Genomic DNA, 13177 nt, shown 5'->3' on the forward strand with positions numbered 1-13177 from the left:
TTCCTGCGCTCGACTTGCATGTATTAGGCACGCCGCCAGCGTTCGTCCTGAGCCAGGATCAAACTCTCCAAAGAATTTGATATAGCTCTTGAAAATGACGAAGCTTGCGCTTCAATCAAAACTTGTAAAACTTTTTTTGCCTCATCGTTCAGTTTTCAAAGACCAATTCGTTGTCGTGTTAGCGACTTTTTAATAATAGCGATTTGACTATTTAAAGTCAACCACTTTTTATTATTTTTTTCACTCGCTTTCTGTTGTTCAAACTTGAACAGCAGCGACGTTTATTAATATATCAGCGCCCCCCATTTTCGTCAACTGTTTTTCTAAAAAAACTTTATCATTTCTTAAATTTGATTCGCCTCACTCTGTCCAAGGCGAAAAAAAGAAGGAAGGACATCCAATCGGACGTTCTCCCTTCTCCACTTTTCATTCAAGACGACTTCGAGGCTACACGTTTTTTCGTTTTGTTCGTACCTTTTTGCTGCCGTGCTTCTACCGGTTCCTCTGCAGGCGCCTGGAACCGATGAAGCATCAACACTTGGTAAGCGTTCGCGAACACGAGTGTCGCCAGCGCCGGCCATAACAGTGCCACTTCATCTGTCGTTTGAAGCGCGGGAATCCATTCAATCAACGTGATGACAACCATCAAGAAGAGTGTCGGAATGAACGCACTCGCGTTCGTTTGCTTCGCTTTGCTCGTCGCGACGATCCACGAGACGATAACCAACACGACCATCTCGCCGATGTAACGCCACATATGATCGTTGCCAAAGGCAAGTATACGGAAGTAGACCGCATCAAACAACGCGAAGGCGATTAAGAGGACTTGGACACGATTCCAAAGCCTCGGTCCGCGAAACAAGTCCAACCCGACACGATGAACAATCAAATAAGCGAAGAACCCCATCATGCTGATGCCGGTCCATGTACTTGAATAACTGAGCGCTGTCACGATGGCCCCCCATGATTGGCTCACTAAATAGCCCGGGTTCGCCAACAAGTTCATCAAGAACCCGAATAACGTCCCGAAGACGAGCGTCGTCCAAAATAACCGTAAAAACCCTTGTACCTTCATCTGTTAACCATTCACCCTTCTATTTGCTGAATCACCGCTTGCGCCAAATCGTTGTACGTCGTTTCAAACGGATGGCCGTCACGATAGACTGACGGCGCAAAGTCTTCGTCGTTTTCATACGGCTGACCGAGCGGGATTTGGGCGAGCAATTTGCTCTTCAGCGCCTCTGATAATTTCTCACCGCCGCCATGGCCAAAGACATATTCTTTTTCACCGGTCACTTTGCTTTCGAAATACGCCATGTTCTCAATGATGCCGAGAACTTTATGGTTCGTCTTGATCGCCATCGCGCCGGCACGTGCGGCGACGAAGGCCGCGGTCGCGTGTGGTGTCGTGACAATCAACTCTTGGCAAGACGGGAGCATCGAATGGATGTCAAGCGCGACGTCTCCTGTGCCCGGTGGTAAATCGAGCAACAAGTAGTCGAGATCGCCCCACTCCACATCATTAAAGAAGTTGTTGAGCATTTTCCCGAGCATTGGCCCCCGCCAAATGACCGGAGCGTTATCTTCGACGAAGAAGCCCATTGAAATGACTTTGACACCGAACCGCTCGACCGGGATAATCTTCTCACCACGAACGACAGGACGCTCTTCAATCCCGAGCATGTCCGGTACGCTGAACCCGTAAATGTCTGCATCGATCAATCCGACTTTCTTGCCCGCTCGCGCCAAGGCGACGGCCAAGTTGACAGAGACGGTCGATTTGCCGACGCCACCTTTACCCGATGCGATGGCGATGAACGTGGTGCCGGAGTTCTCACGCAAAATGGCGGGTTTCGTCGCTTCTTTCAAGCTCTCATCATTGAGCGCCTCAAATCGAAGCCCAACCGTCTTAAACCCTTTGCCTTTGAGGAGCGTCACGATCTCTTGTTGTAACTGCAGTTGTTCACCGCTTCCTGTCTGACCGAGCGCGACTTTCACACTGACATAATCCTCTTTGATACGGACGTCCTTCACACCAGCTGTATCTCCAAGCGTACGGTTGATCGTCGGATCGACCAACCCTGCTAACTCTTCGCGAACTTGTTCTACTGTAAGCATGTCATTTCCCCCTAATTTCTGTCTCGCTAACAGTATATCAAAAAAAGCGTTTTCTTGAGGGAACAGAAATCGGCAAATTTGCATACAAAAAAACTCTCCACCCGAAAGGAGGAGAGTAAAGACTTGCCCGAAGATTAACGCTTCGAGAACTGTGGTGCGCGACGTGCTGCTTTAAGACCGTATTTTTTACGCTCTTTCATACGTGCGTCACGAGTCAAGAAGCCTTTTTCTTTGAGGCTTGGACGGAATTCTGGGTCCGCTTGAAGAAGCGCACGTGATACGCCGTGGCGAATCGCTCCAGCTTGTCCAGTGAATCCACCGCCGTTAACGTTAACGATTACATCGTATTTACCTTCTGTTTCAGTCAATACGAGTGGTGATTTAGCCATCATGATCAAAGTCTCATGACCGAAGTATTCTGAAATATCGCGGCCATTTACAACAACTTTACCGTCACCTGCAACGAGGTGAACGCGAGCCACCGAGTGTTTGCGGCGGCCTGTTCCGTAGTAACGTACATCTGCCATCGTTTAGTTCCTCCCTGTGTCCCGATTAACCGCGAAGTTCGTAAACTTCTGGTTTTTGTGCTTCGTGCTTGTGCTCAGCTCCAGCGTAAACGTGGAGTTTGTTGAATGATTGACGACCGAGTGATCCTTTTGGAAGCATCCCTTTGATCGCGAGTTCAAGCATACGCTCTGGACGTTTTGCAAGAAGCTCTTTTGCAGTTTGTGATTTCAAACCGCCTGGATGACCTGAATGACGGTAGTAGATCTTGTCATTCAACTTGTTACCAGTTAAGTGGATTTTTTCAGCGTTGATGATGATGACGTGGTCTCCGCAATCAACGTGTGGTGTGAAAGTTGGCTTGTGCTTACCGCGAAGAAGTGATGCTACTTCACTAGTCAAACGACCAAGTGTTTTGCCTTCTGCGTCGATAAGGAGCCATTTGCGTTCTACTTCAGATGCTTTTGCCATGAATGTCGTGCGCATGTGGAATACCTCCTAAAATGTCTGTTCACTAAATTTTTTTACTGCTTGGGTGATGCTTTATCATAATCCTAGTTTACGGGGCTAAGATTGTGGTTCATCTCTCAATATGAAAATGAAATGCCAATGAATATAATACGATTTTATAAAGGGAATGTCAATCTACTTTTTCATAATTCACGTTCCATAAATAAAGGCCGTGCGGCGGCGCCGTAATTCCAGCGGCGCGGCGGTCTTTTTCGCCTAACATCCGGACGATATCGGCCGGCTCGTACTTGCCCCTGCCGACCTCGAGCAACGTCCCGACCATGATTCGGACTTGGTTGTACAAGAAGCCCGAACCGACGAAACGAAAATACATCTCGTCCTCCGTTTCTACGAGTCCCGCCTCATAGATCGTTCGCACACGGTCACTCACTTCCGCTTTTGTCACGGAGAACGACGTGAAGTCGTGCGTGCCGACTAAATGGACGAGCGCTTCCCGCATCCGTTCGATATTAAGATCATACGTTACCGTCACGGCATGATGGCGTCGGAACGGATCGGCTTCCGCCCTTACGAAATAGCGATACTCTTTCCGCTTCGCTCCGTAGCGGGCGTGAAAGTCTGTCTCTACGTCGATAGCGGTCTTGACGAGAATGTCATCCGGCAACATCGCATTCAACGCCTTGACGAAACGGTCGGCCGGCATACCGAGATGGGTGTCAAAGTGCAGCACTTGCCCTTTCGCATGGACGCGCGCATCGGTACGCCCTGAAGCCACGACTTTAACCGCTCGGCCATGCATCCGGTTCAAGACCGCCTCCACTTCCGCTTGAATCGTGTTGCCGTTGGGCTGGACTTGATAACCGGCATAGTTCGTCCCGTCATAGGCGATCGTCATTTTAATTCGTCTCATCCAATCCCTCGCAATCCTAACAACATAAGCGTCAATACGACGAACGAGACGAGTAATGCCGTATCACGGCGATGCCACGTCATCTCCCGCCATCTCGTCCGCCCTTCGCCCCCACGGTACCCACGGGCCTCCATCGCCGTAGCGAGGTCCTCAGCACGCTTAAACGCCGATACGAATAACGGGATCATAAGGGGAACGACCGCTTTGAGACGGTCTTTGATCGGGCCGCTCTTTAAATCCACGCCCCGGGCCTGCTGCGCTTTCATAATTCGGTCTGTCTCGTCAGCGAGCGTCGGCAAGAACCGAAGAGAGATGGACAGCATGAGGGCGATCTCGTGCGCCGGGACTTTGAAGCGTTCGAGCGGACGGAGTCCGGCCTCAATCGAATCCGTCAGTTCCATCGGTGTCGTCGTGAGCGTGACGAGTGTCGTTAACATGACGAGATAAAAGAAACGAAGCGAGACGATCAGCCCCATGCGAATCCCTTCCGAGTAAATCGCGAACGGTCCGAACGAGACGAGCAAGTCCCCGTCCCGATTGAAGAACAGTTGCAAGAGGAGCGTGAAGATGATGAGAAACAGAATCATCCGCAACCCGTTCCATAAGTAGCGCCAAGACAGTTGCGACAGTTTAACCGCAAACAGTGTGAACGCGAGCAAGAACACGTTCGTCCATAAGTTGTCCGCCAAAAAGACGACCGGGATGAACAAGAGAATAAATAACGTCTTCGCCCGGGCATCGAGCGTATGAAGCCATGAGTGCCCCGGAATGTATTGTCCGATGATCACACGGATCCCTCCTTTTGCAGCTGGGCCGCAATCCAATCCGCCAACTCACTCTCTGTCCGTAACGACGGAGCCGGTTCTCCGAACGCGGGCGCGAGTTCGAGCGCTAGCGCGAGGACGTGTGGAACATCCAGTTGCAACGACTGAACGAGCGCTTCGTCGCGGAACAAGACGAATGGATCCCCATCGAAGGCAACCGCGCCTCGTTCCATGACGACGACACGTTCGGCGTACGTCAAGACGTCATTCATGTCGTGCGAGACGAGAATGAGCGTCAACTCGAGTTCTTCTTTCAACCGTTTGAACAAACTGAGCATCTCCCGGCGCCCGAGTGGATCGAGCCCGGCTGTCGGTTCATCGACGACCAACACGTCAGGACGGCTTGCGAGCACGCCTGCAATCGCCACACGGCGCATTTGTCCCCCTGACAAGTCGAACGGGGAACGTGTCCATAGCGCCTCGTCTAAACCGACGAGACGGAGAGCGGCATGAGCCCGCTCTTTCGCTTCGGCCTCGGCCGCACCAAAATTACGCGGACCAAACATGACGTCGCGTTCGACCGTCTCTTCGAACAGTTGATGTTCGGGATATTGAAAGACGAGCCCAACGCGGCGCCGAAGCGGGAGTAAGCTTTGTTTTTTGTCACGTCGTTTTGTGATCGCCCGGACTTCGATATCGTCGACGACGACTTTCCCTTTCGACGGTCGCAATAGTCCGTTCAAATGTTGAACGAGCGTCGACTTTCCTGAGCCGGTATGGCCAAGAAACGCAACAAGCGCCCCCGACGGAATTCTTACATTCACATCGCGCAGCGCGGTTCGTTCAAACGGAGTATTCAATTGGTATAGGTAAGTCACTTCTTCAATGCTAATCGGCATAGATGATTCACCAACTCCGAATGTTGTAGCATCAGACGATCGAGTGGAATGCCTCGTTCCTTCAGTTCGAGTTGCATCCTGACAATGAACGGCACATCGAGTTGGATGGCACGTAACGCGTCCGGATGTTGAAACACGTCTTCAGGTGTCCCGGTCATGGCGATTTCGCCTTTCGACAGGGCAATAATACGGTCAGCAAACAACACTTCGTCGAGCTCGTGGGTAATGGCGACAACGGTCATCCCTTCTGAGACGAGCTGTTGCACCGTTTGTAACACCTCTTTACGCCCAATCGGGTCAAGCATCGAGGTCGCTTCATCGAGCACGAGGACATGCGGGCGCATTGCGAGAGCCGAAGCAATCGCAACACGCTGCTTTTGTCCACCGGATAACTGATGCGGTTCACGGTCCGCTAGTTCCGATAATCCAACGCGCGCTAGACTGTCATCAATTCGACGAACCATTTCTTGACGTGGAAGTCCCATGTTTTCGAGAGAGAATGCCACATCATCGCGCACGGTCGCCCCGACAAACTGGTTGTCGGGATTTTGGAAGACGACACCGACCAGTTTTCGAACGTCCCACACGTCTGTGGCGTTCGTCGGATCAAGTGTCTCTACCCGGACTTCTCCTTCTTGAGGAAGCAAAAGCCCGTTCCACAGCTTCGTTAAAGTCGACTTACCAGAACCGTTATGGCCGACGATGGCGAGCCATTCCCCTTTGTATACATCGAGTGACAGCCCGTTTAAGGCTGGCTCGGTCTGTCCCGGGTAACGAAACACGATATCGCGTACCATAATCTGCGTTTCCATCTGTCGACTCCTTTCCGATGTGGAAACAGGGCAATACGTCACCGCATGCCCTGTTGACTGCCTAATGAATTAGACGAGTTCGATGATTACAACTTCAGCACCGTCACCGCGGCGTGGGCCGACTTTCATGATGCGTGTGTATCCACCTTGACGTTCAGCGTAGCGTGGTGCCACGTCTTCGAACAATTTTTGGATTGCGTCTTTTTCTCCAGCGTTCTCTTTGCGAACGAATGAAGCTACTTGACGACGGGCATGAAGATCGCCACGTTTCCCAAGAGTGATCAATTTTTCAACGACTGGGCGAAGTTCTTTCGCTTTTTGTTCAGTTGTTTGAATGCGCTCGTTGATGATAAGGTCAGTTGCAAGATCACGCAAAAGTGCCTTACGCTGCGAGCTTGTACGGCCGAGTTTCGAATAAGCCATTACATTTCCCTCCTTCGGTTGAACTTAGTCTTCTTTACGCAAGCCCAAACCGAGCTCGTCCAACTTGAGTTGAACTTCTTCGAGTGATTTACGTCCGAGGTTACGAACTTTCATCATCTCTTCCTCTGATTTGTTTGCGAGTTCTTGAACAGTGTTGATGCCGGCGCGCTTCAAGCAGTTGTACGAACGAACTGAGAGATCGAGTTCTTCAATCGTCATTTCGAGTACTTTTTCTTTTTGGTCTTCTTCTTTCTCGACCATAATTTCTGCATTGAGAGCTTCATCCGTCAACCCAACAAAAATGTTCAAGTGTTCTGTCAAAATTTTCGCCCCGAGCGATACCGCTTCTTCCGGACGGATTGAACCATCTGTCCACACGTCTAATAGAAGCTTATCGAAGCTAGCATCTTGACCGACACGTGTTTTGTCTACTTCGTAGTTCACGCGTTGAATCGGTGTGTAGATCGAATCGATTGGAATGACCCCAATCGGCATATCGTCACGTTTGTTATCTTCTGCCTGGACGTAACCACGACCACGGCGAGCAGTCAAACGCATGCGAAGCGTCGCGTTGTCAGCGAGAGTCGCGATGTGGAGCTCAGGATTCAAGATTTCAACGTCGCTATCATGGGTAATGTCTGCCGCAGTGACAGCACCGGCACTTGAAACGTTAATCTCAAGTGTCTTCTCTTCGTCCGAGTACACTTTGAGCGCTAACTTCTTCAGGTTTAATACGATTTGTGTGACGTCTTCGACGACACCGTCAATCGTAGAGAACTCGTGAAGCACGCCATCGATTTGAACTGCCGTTACCGCTGCACCAGGGAGCGATGACAATAAAATTCGACGTAGTGAGTTACCGAGAGTCGTGCCATATCCACGTTCAAGCGGTTCGACTACGAATTTACCAAACGTAGCATCCTCGCTGATTTCGACCGTTTCGATCTTTGGTTTTTCAATCTCGATCATCTGAACCCCTCCTTGAGTGTATCCTGCCATGCAGTTTGCACTGCATTGTATATGCTGTCCGTGCTAGGTAAGCCCATCACACGCTCAAGCGATTATACGCGGCGACGTTTTGGAGGGCGGCAACCGTTGTGCGGAACTGGTGTTACGTCACGGATTGCAGTTACTTCAAGACCAGTAGCTTGGAGGGCACGGATAGCCGCTTCACGTCCAGCACCAGGACCTTTAACGTTAACTTCTACTGTACGCATACCGTTGTCCATTGCAACTTTCGCTGCAGTTTCAGCAGCCAATTGTGCTGCGAACGGTGTTGATTTACGTGATCCTTTGAATCCAAGGTTACCAGAAGTAGCCCATGAGATCGCGTTACCTTGCGTGTCAGTGATTGTAATGATTGTGTTGTTGAATGTAGAACGGATGTGTACCACACCGACTTCAACATGTTTTTTAACTTTACGTTTAGAACGTACGTTTTGCTTACGTTTCGCCATTGTTCAATTCCCTCCTTTACTTCTTCTTGTTCGCTACTGTACGGCGTGGGCCTTTACGAGTACGCGAGTTGTTCTTCGTGTTTTGACCGCGAACAGGGAGACTACGACGGTGACGGACACCGCGATATGCGCCGATCTCGATCAAACGCTTAATGTTGAGTGAAACTTCACGACGAAGGTCACCTTCAACTTTGATTCCGTCGATTGCTTCACGAATACGGTTGATTTCGTCTTCTGTAAGATCACGTGTGCGTGAGTCTTCAGATACGTTTGCAGCCTTCAAAATTTCTTGTGCTCTTGTTTTACCAATACCAAAGATGTATGTGAGCGAAATAACGATACGTTTTTCGCGTGGAATATCTACACCAGCAATACGTGCCATGTGTGCACCTCCTCTTAGATTAACCTTGTTTTTGTTTGTGTTTCGGGTTTTCGCAAATTACCATTACTTTACCCTTACGACGAATAACTTTACATTTTTCGCAGATCGGTTTTACCGACGGTCTTACTTTCATGATTATACCCTCCTCCTGGAAAAATCGGAGTTACTTGTAACGGTACGTAATCCGCCCGCGAGTCAAGTCGTACGGAGACAACTCGACAGTTACGCGGTCACCTGGAAGGATTCGAATGTAGTGCATCCGAATTTTCCCTGAGACGTGCGCGAGCACCGTGTGGCCGTTTTCTAACTCCACTTTAAACATTGCGTTTGGAAGTGGTTCGACAACAGTGCCTTCCACTTCAATGACATCTTGTTTCGCCATCATTTATTCCCCTTTCTATATGAAGATATTTAGGAGCACAGACGATCTATCGCATTGTACTGTGAGAGAAGGATCCATAACGGATCAGCACGAAGCAATAGAGCCTCATTCACCGGAATCGAGTTTCGTTAGAATCTCGTATCCATCGTCTGTGATGGCGATGGTGTGCTCAAAGTGGGCGCACATGCTACCGTCCACTGTCACAACTGTCCAGTTGTCAGCCAGTGTCCGAACATAGCGTTGACCAGCGTTCACCATCGGTTCGATAGCTAACGTCATTCCAGTCTTCAGGCGTGGCCCTTTCCCCGGTGGACCATAGTGTGGGATTTGCGGTTCTTCATGCAAATTTTGTCCAACACCATGACCGACGTATTCGCGGACGACCGAAAAATCGTGTGACTCAACATACGCTTGAATCGCATGTGAGATATCCGTTAATCGCTGTCCAGCCTTGGCGTGCTCCAATCCTTTATACAGACTTTCTTCAGTTACGTCAAGTAACCGCTGTGTCTCTTCCGAGATTGTCCCGACTGGATAAGTCCAGGCCGAGTCTCCATGGTATCCGTTATAGTAAGCACCGATATCGATTGAGATAATATCTCCATCGTTCAGTACCCGCTTTCCGGGAATGCCATGAACAAGTTCTTCATTCACCGATGCACAAACGCTACCGGTAAACCCGTTGTAGCCTTTGAACGAAGGTGTTGCACCTTGGCTGCGAATGTAATCTTCCGCAATCCGGTCGAGGTCAAGCGTCGTGATTCCTGGTTTGATGTGCTCTTTGAGCACCTGGTGCGTTCGAGCAACAATTTGCCCAGCCTCACGCATAATCGCAATTTCACGAGGCGTCTTCGTGATGATCATTCAGTATCACCGAGTAACGCTTTGACATCGGCGTAAACAACATCGATTGGACGATCTCCATCCAATGTACGAAGATACCCTTTTTCAGCGTAAAAGTCAATGAGTGGTTTCGATTGCTCGATGTTGACGTCAAGGCGACGGCGAACCGTTTCTTCTTTATCGTCTTCACGTTGCATGAGAGCCGACCCATCCACATCACAAATGCCTTCCACTTTTGGTGGATTGAAGATCACGTGATATGTCGCACCACACGTCGGGCAGATCCAACGACCTGTCAAACGCGGGACGAGAATTTCCGCATCCACATCAATGTTGACGACGTGGTCAATCTGTTTTCCCAAATCTTTAAGCAAACTTTCGAGTGCCTCTGCTTGAGCAACAGTACGCGGGAATCCATCGAGCAAGAAGCCGTTTTTCGTATCATCTTGACTCAAGCGCTCACGTACGATTCCGATTGTTACCTCATCCGGTACGAGTTCACCTTTGTCCATGAACGATTTTGCTTCTTTTCCGAGTGGCGTTCCGCCTTTGATTGCCGCACGAAACATGTCGCCTGTCGAAATGTGTGGGATTTGATACTCTTCGACGATTTTAGCCGCTTGAGTACCTTTCCCTGCACCCGGTAAGCCCATGAGTACTAGATTCATCTCAGTTAGCCTCCAGTTTTGTTTTTCACGAACAGGTCGTAACACGACAGGAAGGAAGGGTTTACCCTTCCTTCCGCTTTAACGGATAAAGCCTTTGTAGTGTCGTTTTACGAGTTGGCTTTCGATTTGTTTCATCGTTTCGAGGGCTACCCCGATGACGATCAACAAGCTCGTCCCTCCGATTTGCACCGAAGTTGGAAGACCGGCAAGTTTAATGAAGATTGTCGGCATGATCGCGACGAACGATAAGAAGATCGCTCCGAAGAACGTCAATCGATAAAGCAACTTCGTGATGTACTGTTCTGTTTGCGCCCCAGGACGAATCCCAGGGATATAACCACCTTGCTTCTGCAGGTTTTCTGCCATTTGTTCCGGGTTAACCTGAACAAACGTGTAGAAGTAAGCGAACGCGATGATGAGTGCTACGTAAATCGACATTCCGATTGGAGCTGTCGTATCAAAGTAAGACTGCAACTTCTGCGTCGTTTCCGGCGAAGCAATGAAGCTTGCAACAGTTGGTGGTGTCACCATAAAGGAAATCGCGAAGATAACCGGGATAACACCTGCTGCGTTTAGCTTGATCGGCAAGTGCGTCGACTGACCGCCCACTGGGGTACGGTTCGCCGTGCGTTTCGCATATTGGATCGGAATTTTGCGTGCCGCTTGTTGAACATAAATGATCCCAACCGTCACAGCCAAAATGACCAACGCCAATACAACCAAGTAAACAATGTTGATGAATAACGCATCTCCAGCATTTTGGAGTTTCGTTTCATAAATCTGCGTGAAGATTCTTGGGAACCCAGCGATGATACCGGCGAAGATAATGATGGAAATACCATTCCCAACACCTCTCTCCGTCGTCATCTCACCTAAGAACATCAAGAACGCTGTACCTGCAGTGAGTACAATCGCGATCACAAAGTAGGTCGCCGTTCCCCACGTCTCGTTGACGAGACCTGGGTAGAGACGGTTGAATCCGAACGACAATGACGTCGCTTGAATAAATCCTAAGATGATCGTTCCATAGCGCGTGACCGTCGCTAACTTCTTACGACCCGCCTCACCTTGTTTTGCCCATTCGGCAAACTTCGGGACGACGTCCATTTGTAAGAGTTGCACGACGATCGATGCCGTAATGTACGGCATGATCCCCATTGCGAACAGGGAGAAGTTCTGTAAAGCATTTCCTCCAAACAAGTTCAAGAAGTCTAAAAGACCACCTGAGTCAAAACGCAACACATCCGTATTCACCATCGGCACCGGGATATGGGCCCCGATGCGGAAAATGATGATGATTGCGAGTGTGAAGAGAATACGCTGTCGAATATCTTTCACGCGCCACATATTGGAGATCGTCTGAAACATCAGATCACCTCAACTGAACCGCCAGCTGCTTCGATCGCTTCTTTCGCTGCACCCGAGAATTTGTTGGCTTTTACAGTCAATTTTGTTTCAAGCTTGCCGTTAGCAAGTACTTTGATCCCGTCTTTAGCAGAGCTGACAACACCAGTCTCGATTAAGAGTTCTGGAGTTACTTCAGTACCTGCCTCGAAACGGTTAAGCGTGTCTAGGGAAACAACTGCATACTCTTTACGAGTAGGGTTGTTGAAACCGCGTTTTGGAAGACGACGGTAAAGTGGGTTTTGCCCACCTTCAAATCCTGGACGAACGCCACCGCCCGAACGAGCTTTTTGACCTTTGTGTCCACGGCCAGAAGTTTTACCGTTACCAGTCGCCATACCGCGACCGACACGGTTGCGTTCGTGACGTGAACCTGGAGTTGGCTTCAATTCATGGAGTTTCATAGTGGCACCTCCTTATTTAGTAAGATCTATTAATTATTCGTTGATTTCTTTTACAGTCACAAGGTGCGACACTTTTTTGACCATACCGCGCATCGCGACGTTGTCAGGGACAACGACTGTCTGATGCATTTTGCGAAGACCAAGTGTACGCACTGTTACACGCTGATCCTCAGGACGGCCAATAATGCTGCGTGTGAGGGTGATTGCGAGTTTCGCCATGTCTAATTCCCTCCCTTATTTAAGAAGTTCTTCTACGCTTTTACCGCGTAGTTTAGCAACTTCCTCTGCTTTTTTAAGCTCTGTCAAGCCTTTAACCGTCGCGCGGACGATGTTGATTGGTGTGTTCGAACCTAACGATTTCGAAAGGATGTCACCTACACCTGCAAGTTCGAGTACGGCACGAACCGGACCACCTGCGATAACCCCAGTACCTTCAGAAGCTGGTTTCATGAATACACGACCTGCTCCGAATACTCCTGTGATTTCGTGTGGAATTGTTGTACCGACCATTGGTACTTGAACCATATTTTTCTTAGCGGCTTCAATAGCCTTACGGATCGCTTCAGGCACCTCTTGTGCCTTACCTGTACCGAAACCGACGTGACCATTCTTGTCACCTACGACAACGAGAGCGGCGAAACGGAAGCGACGGCCACCTTTCACGACTTTCGCGACGCGGTTTACGGTAACAACGCGTTCTTCGAGTTGTTCCATGTTAACGTCTAACTGGCGCATC

At 49.6% G+C, this 13177-nt stretch carries 20 protein-coding genes and 1 rRNA gene; all 21 read right to left on the reverse strand.

Annotated elements, in window-relative coordinates; genetic code table 11:
• Positions 1–74: ribosomal RNA gene (locus JJU47_RS03730) — 16S ribosomal RNA — on the reverse strand; the annotation flags it as partial.
• Positions 75–430: 356 nt separating this feature from the next.
• Complete coding sequence (locus JJU47_RS03735) at positions 431–1075, reverse strand: KinB-signaling pathway activation protein (protein WP_228616335.1); 645 nt, start codon at positions 1073–1075, stop codon at positions 431–433.
• An 11-nt stretch (positions 1076–1086) separates the two neighbouring features.
• Positions 1087–2118 carry an Mrp/NBP35 family ATP-binding protein gene (locus JJU47_RS03740; protein WP_228616337.1) on the reverse strand — a complete coding sequence of 344 codons (1032 nt, stop codon included), beginning with the start codon at positions 2116–2118 and terminating at the stop codon, positions 1087–1089.
• Between the two features lie 134 nt (positions 2119–2252).
• Complete coding sequence (gene rpsI / locus JJU47_RS03745; RefSeq protein WP_021066631.1) at positions 2253–2645, reverse strand: 30S ribosomal protein S9; 393 nt, start codon at positions 2643–2645, stop codon at positions 2253–2255.
• 25 nt (positions 2646–2670) lie between these two features.
• A complete protein-coding gene (gene rplM / locus JJU47_RS03750) occupies positions 2671–3108 on the reverse strand; it encodes a 50S ribosomal protein L13 (RefSeq protein WP_024372202.1) in 438 nt (145 codons plus the stop codon).
• 154 nt (positions 3109–3262) lie between these two features.
• Positions 3263–4003 carry a tRNA pseudouridine(38-40) synthase TruA gene (gene truA / locus JJU47_RS03755; RefSeq protein WP_228616339.1) on the reverse strand — a complete coding sequence of 247 codons (741 nt, stop codon included), beginning with the start codon at positions 4001–4003 and terminating at the stop codon, positions 3263–3265.
• Positions 4000–4797 (reverse strand): energy-coupling factor transporter transmembrane component T family protein, encoded by a 798-nt coding sequence (locus JJU47_RS03760; RefSeq protein WP_366511933.1) that lies wholly within the window; start codon positions 4795–4797, stop codon positions 4000–4002. The genes truA and JJU47_RS03760 overlap by 4 nt, the downstream gene beginning before the upstream one ends.
• Positions 4788–5666, reverse strand: a complete 879-nt coding sequence (locus tag JJU47_RS03765; protein WP_228616341.1) for an energy-coupling factor transporter ATPase — start codon at positions 5664–5666, stop codon at positions 4788–4790. The genes JJU47_RS03760 and JJU47_RS03765 overlap by 10 nt, the downstream gene beginning before the upstream one ends.
• Positions 5642–6478 carry an energy-coupling factor transporter ATPase gene (locus tag JJU47_RS03770; RefSeq protein ID WP_228616343.1) on the reverse strand — a complete coding sequence of 279 codons (837 nt, stop codon included), beginning with the start codon at positions 6476–6478 and terminating at the stop codon, positions 5642–5644. Before JJU47_RS03770 ends, JJU47_RS03765 begins: the two co-directional genes overlap by 25 nt.
• Positions 6479–6547: 69 nt before the next feature.
• Positions 6548–6901 (reverse strand): 50S ribosomal protein L17, encoded by a 354-nt coding sequence (rplQ, locus tag JJU47_RS03775; RefSeq protein WP_012727650.1) that lies wholly within the window; start codon positions 6899–6901, stop codon positions 6548–6550.
• A 24-nt stretch (positions 6902–6925) separates the two neighbouring features.
• Positions 6926–7870, reverse strand: a complete 945-nt coding sequence (locus JJU47_RS03780; RefSeq protein WP_021066625.1) for a DNA-directed RNA polymerase subunit alpha — start codon at positions 7868–7870, stop codon at positions 6926–6928.
• Between the two features lie 92 nt (positions 7871–7962).
• Positions 7963–8358: a 30S ribosomal protein S11 gene (gene rpsK, locus JJU47_RS03785; protein WP_021066624.1), complete on the reverse strand. Its 396-nt coding sequence runs from the start codon at positions 8356–8358 to the stop codon at positions 7963–7965.
• A gap of 16 nt (positions 8359–8374) precedes the next feature.
• Entirely contained in the window at positions 8375–8740 is a 366-nt protein-coding gene (rpsM, locus tag JJU47_RS03790) for a 30S ribosomal protein S13 (protein WP_024372197.1), read from the reverse strand.
• Between the two features lie 19 nt (positions 8741–8759).
• Complete coding sequence (gene rpmJ, locus JJU47_RS03795; protein WP_003156543.1) at positions 8760–8873, reverse strand: 50S ribosomal protein L36; 114 nt, start codon at positions 8871–8873, stop codon at positions 8760–8762.
• A 30-nt stretch (positions 8874–8903) separates the two neighbouring features.
• The gene (gene infA, locus JJU47_RS03800) at positions 8904–9122 is read right to left on the reverse strand and encodes a translation initiation factor IF-1 (RefSeq protein WP_021066622.1); all 219 of its coding nucleotides are present in this window, start codon (positions 9120–9122) and stop codon (positions 8904–8906) included.
• 105 nt (positions 9123–9227) lie between these two features.
• Positions 9228–9986 carry a type I methionyl aminopeptidase gene (gene map / locus JJU47_RS03805; RefSeq protein ID WP_228616345.1) on the reverse strand — a complete coding sequence of 253 codons (759 nt, stop codon included), beginning with the start codon at positions 9984–9986 and terminating at the stop codon, positions 9228–9230.
• Positions 9983–10633: an adenylate kinase gene (locus tag JJU47_RS03810; RefSeq protein ID WP_034817137.1), complete on the reverse strand. Its 651-nt coding sequence runs from the start codon at positions 10631–10633 to the stop codon at positions 9983–9985. Before JJU47_RS03810 ends, map begins: the two co-directional genes overlap by 4 nt.
• A gap of 78 nt (positions 10634–10711) precedes the next feature.
• Entirely contained in the window at positions 10712–12001 is a 1290-nt protein-coding gene (gene secY / locus JJU47_RS03815; protein WP_228616347.1) for a preprotein translocase subunit SecY, read from the reverse strand.
• Entirely contained in the window at positions 12001–12441 is a 441-nt protein-coding gene (rplO, locus tag JJU47_RS03820) for a 50S ribosomal protein L15 (RefSeq protein WP_021066618.1), read from the reverse strand. The genes secY and rplO overlap by 1 nt, the downstream gene beginning before the upstream one ends.
• Positions 12442–12474: 33 nt before the next feature.
• Positions 12475–12660, reverse strand: a complete 186-nt coding sequence (rpmD, locus tag JJU47_RS03825) for a 50S ribosomal protein L30 (RefSeq protein WP_024372193.1) — start codon at positions 12658–12660, stop codon at positions 12475–12477.
• Positions 12661–12675: 15 nt separating this feature from the next.
• Positions 12676–13176 carry a 30S ribosomal protein S5 gene (rpsE, locus tag JJU47_RS03830; RefSeq protein WP_021066616.1) on the reverse strand — a complete coding sequence of 167 codons (501 nt, stop codon included), beginning with the start codon at positions 13174–13176 and terminating at the stop codon, positions 12676–12678.
• Between the last annotated feature and the right edge of the window lies 1 nt (position 13177).

Origin of the sequence: Exiguobacterium sp. (genome assembly GCF_020832205.1) — a bacterium.
GTDB lineage: Bacteria > Bacillota > Bacilli > Exiguobacteriales > Exiguobacteriaceae > Exiguobacterium.

Excerpts from the sequence above, each read along its gene's own strand:
- rpsK (WP_021066624.1), bottom strand. The coding sequence starts at position 8,358 with ATGGCGAAACGTAAGCAAAACGTACGTTCTAAACGTAAAGTTAAAAAA.
- rplM (WP_024372202.1), bottom strand. The coding sequence starts at position 3,108 with ATGCGCACGACATTCATGGCAAAAGCATCTGAAGTAGAACGCAAATGG.
- secY (WP_228616347.1), bottom strand. The coding sequence starts at position 12,001 with ATGTTTCAGACGATCTCCAATATGTGGCGCGTGAAAGATATTCGACAG.
- map (WP_228616345.1), bottom strand. The coding sequence starts at position 9,986 with ATGATCATCACGAAGACGCCTCGTGAAATTGCGATTATGCGTGAGGCT.
- JJU47_RS03810 (WP_034817137.1), bottom strand. The coding sequence starts at position 10,633 with ATGAATCTAGTACTCATGGGCTTACCGGGTGCAGGGAAAGGTACTCAA.
- rpmD (WP_024372193.1), bottom strand. The coding sequence starts at position 12,660 with ATGGCGAAACTCGCAATCACCCTCACACGCAGCATTATTGGCCGTCCT.
- rpsM (WP_024372197.1), bottom strand. The coding sequence starts at position 8,740 with ATGGCACGTATTGCTGGTGTAGATATTCCACGCGAAAAACGTATCGTT.
- rpmJ (WP_003156543.1), bottom strand. The coding sequence starts at position 8,873 with ATGAAAGTAAGACCGTCGGTAAAACCGATCTGCGAAAAATGTAAAGTT.
- infA (WP_021066622.1), bottom strand. The coding sequence starts at position 9,122 with ATGGCGAAACAAGATGTCATTGAAGTGGAAGGCACTGTTGTCGAACCA.
- JJU47_RS03770 (WP_228616343.1), bottom strand. The coding sequence starts at position 6,478 with ATGGAAACGCAGATTATGGTACGCGATATCGTGTTTCGTTACCCGGGA.
- JJU47_RS03780 (WP_021066625.1), bottom strand. The coding sequence starts at position 7,870 with ATGATCGAGATTGAAAAACCAAAGATCGAAACGGTCGAAATCAGCGAG.
- rplO (WP_021066618.1), bottom strand. The coding sequence starts at position 12,441 with ATGAAACTCCATGAATTGAAGCCAACTCCAGGTTCACGTCACGAACGC.
- truA (WP_228616339.1), bottom strand. The coding sequence starts at position 4,003 with ATGAGACGAATTAAAATGACGATCGCCTATGACGGGACGAACTATGCC.
- rpsI (WP_021066631.1), bottom strand. The coding sequence starts at position 2,645 with ATGGCAGATGTACGTTACTACGGAACAGGCCGCCGCAAACACTCGGTG.
- JJU47_RS03740 (WP_228616337.1), bottom strand. The coding sequence starts at position 2,118 with ATGCTTACAGTAGAACAAGTTCGCGAAGAGTTAGCAGGGTTGGTCGAT.
- rpsE (WP_021066616.1), bottom strand. The coding sequence starts at position 13,176 with ATGCGCCAGTTAGACGTTAACATGGAACAACTCGAAGAACGCGTTGTT.
- rplQ (WP_012727650.1), bottom strand. The coding sequence starts at position 6,901 with ATGGCTTATTCGAAACTCGGCCGTACAAGCTCGCAGCGTAAGGCACTT.
- JJU47_RS03765 (WP_228616341.1), bottom strand. The coding sequence starts at position 5,666 with ATGCCGATTAGCATTGAAGAAGTGACTTACCTATACCAATTGAATACT.
- JJU47_RS03735 (WP_228616335.1), bottom strand. The coding sequence starts at position 1,075 with ATGAAGGTACAAGGGTTTTTACGGTTATTTTGGACGACGCTCGTCTTC.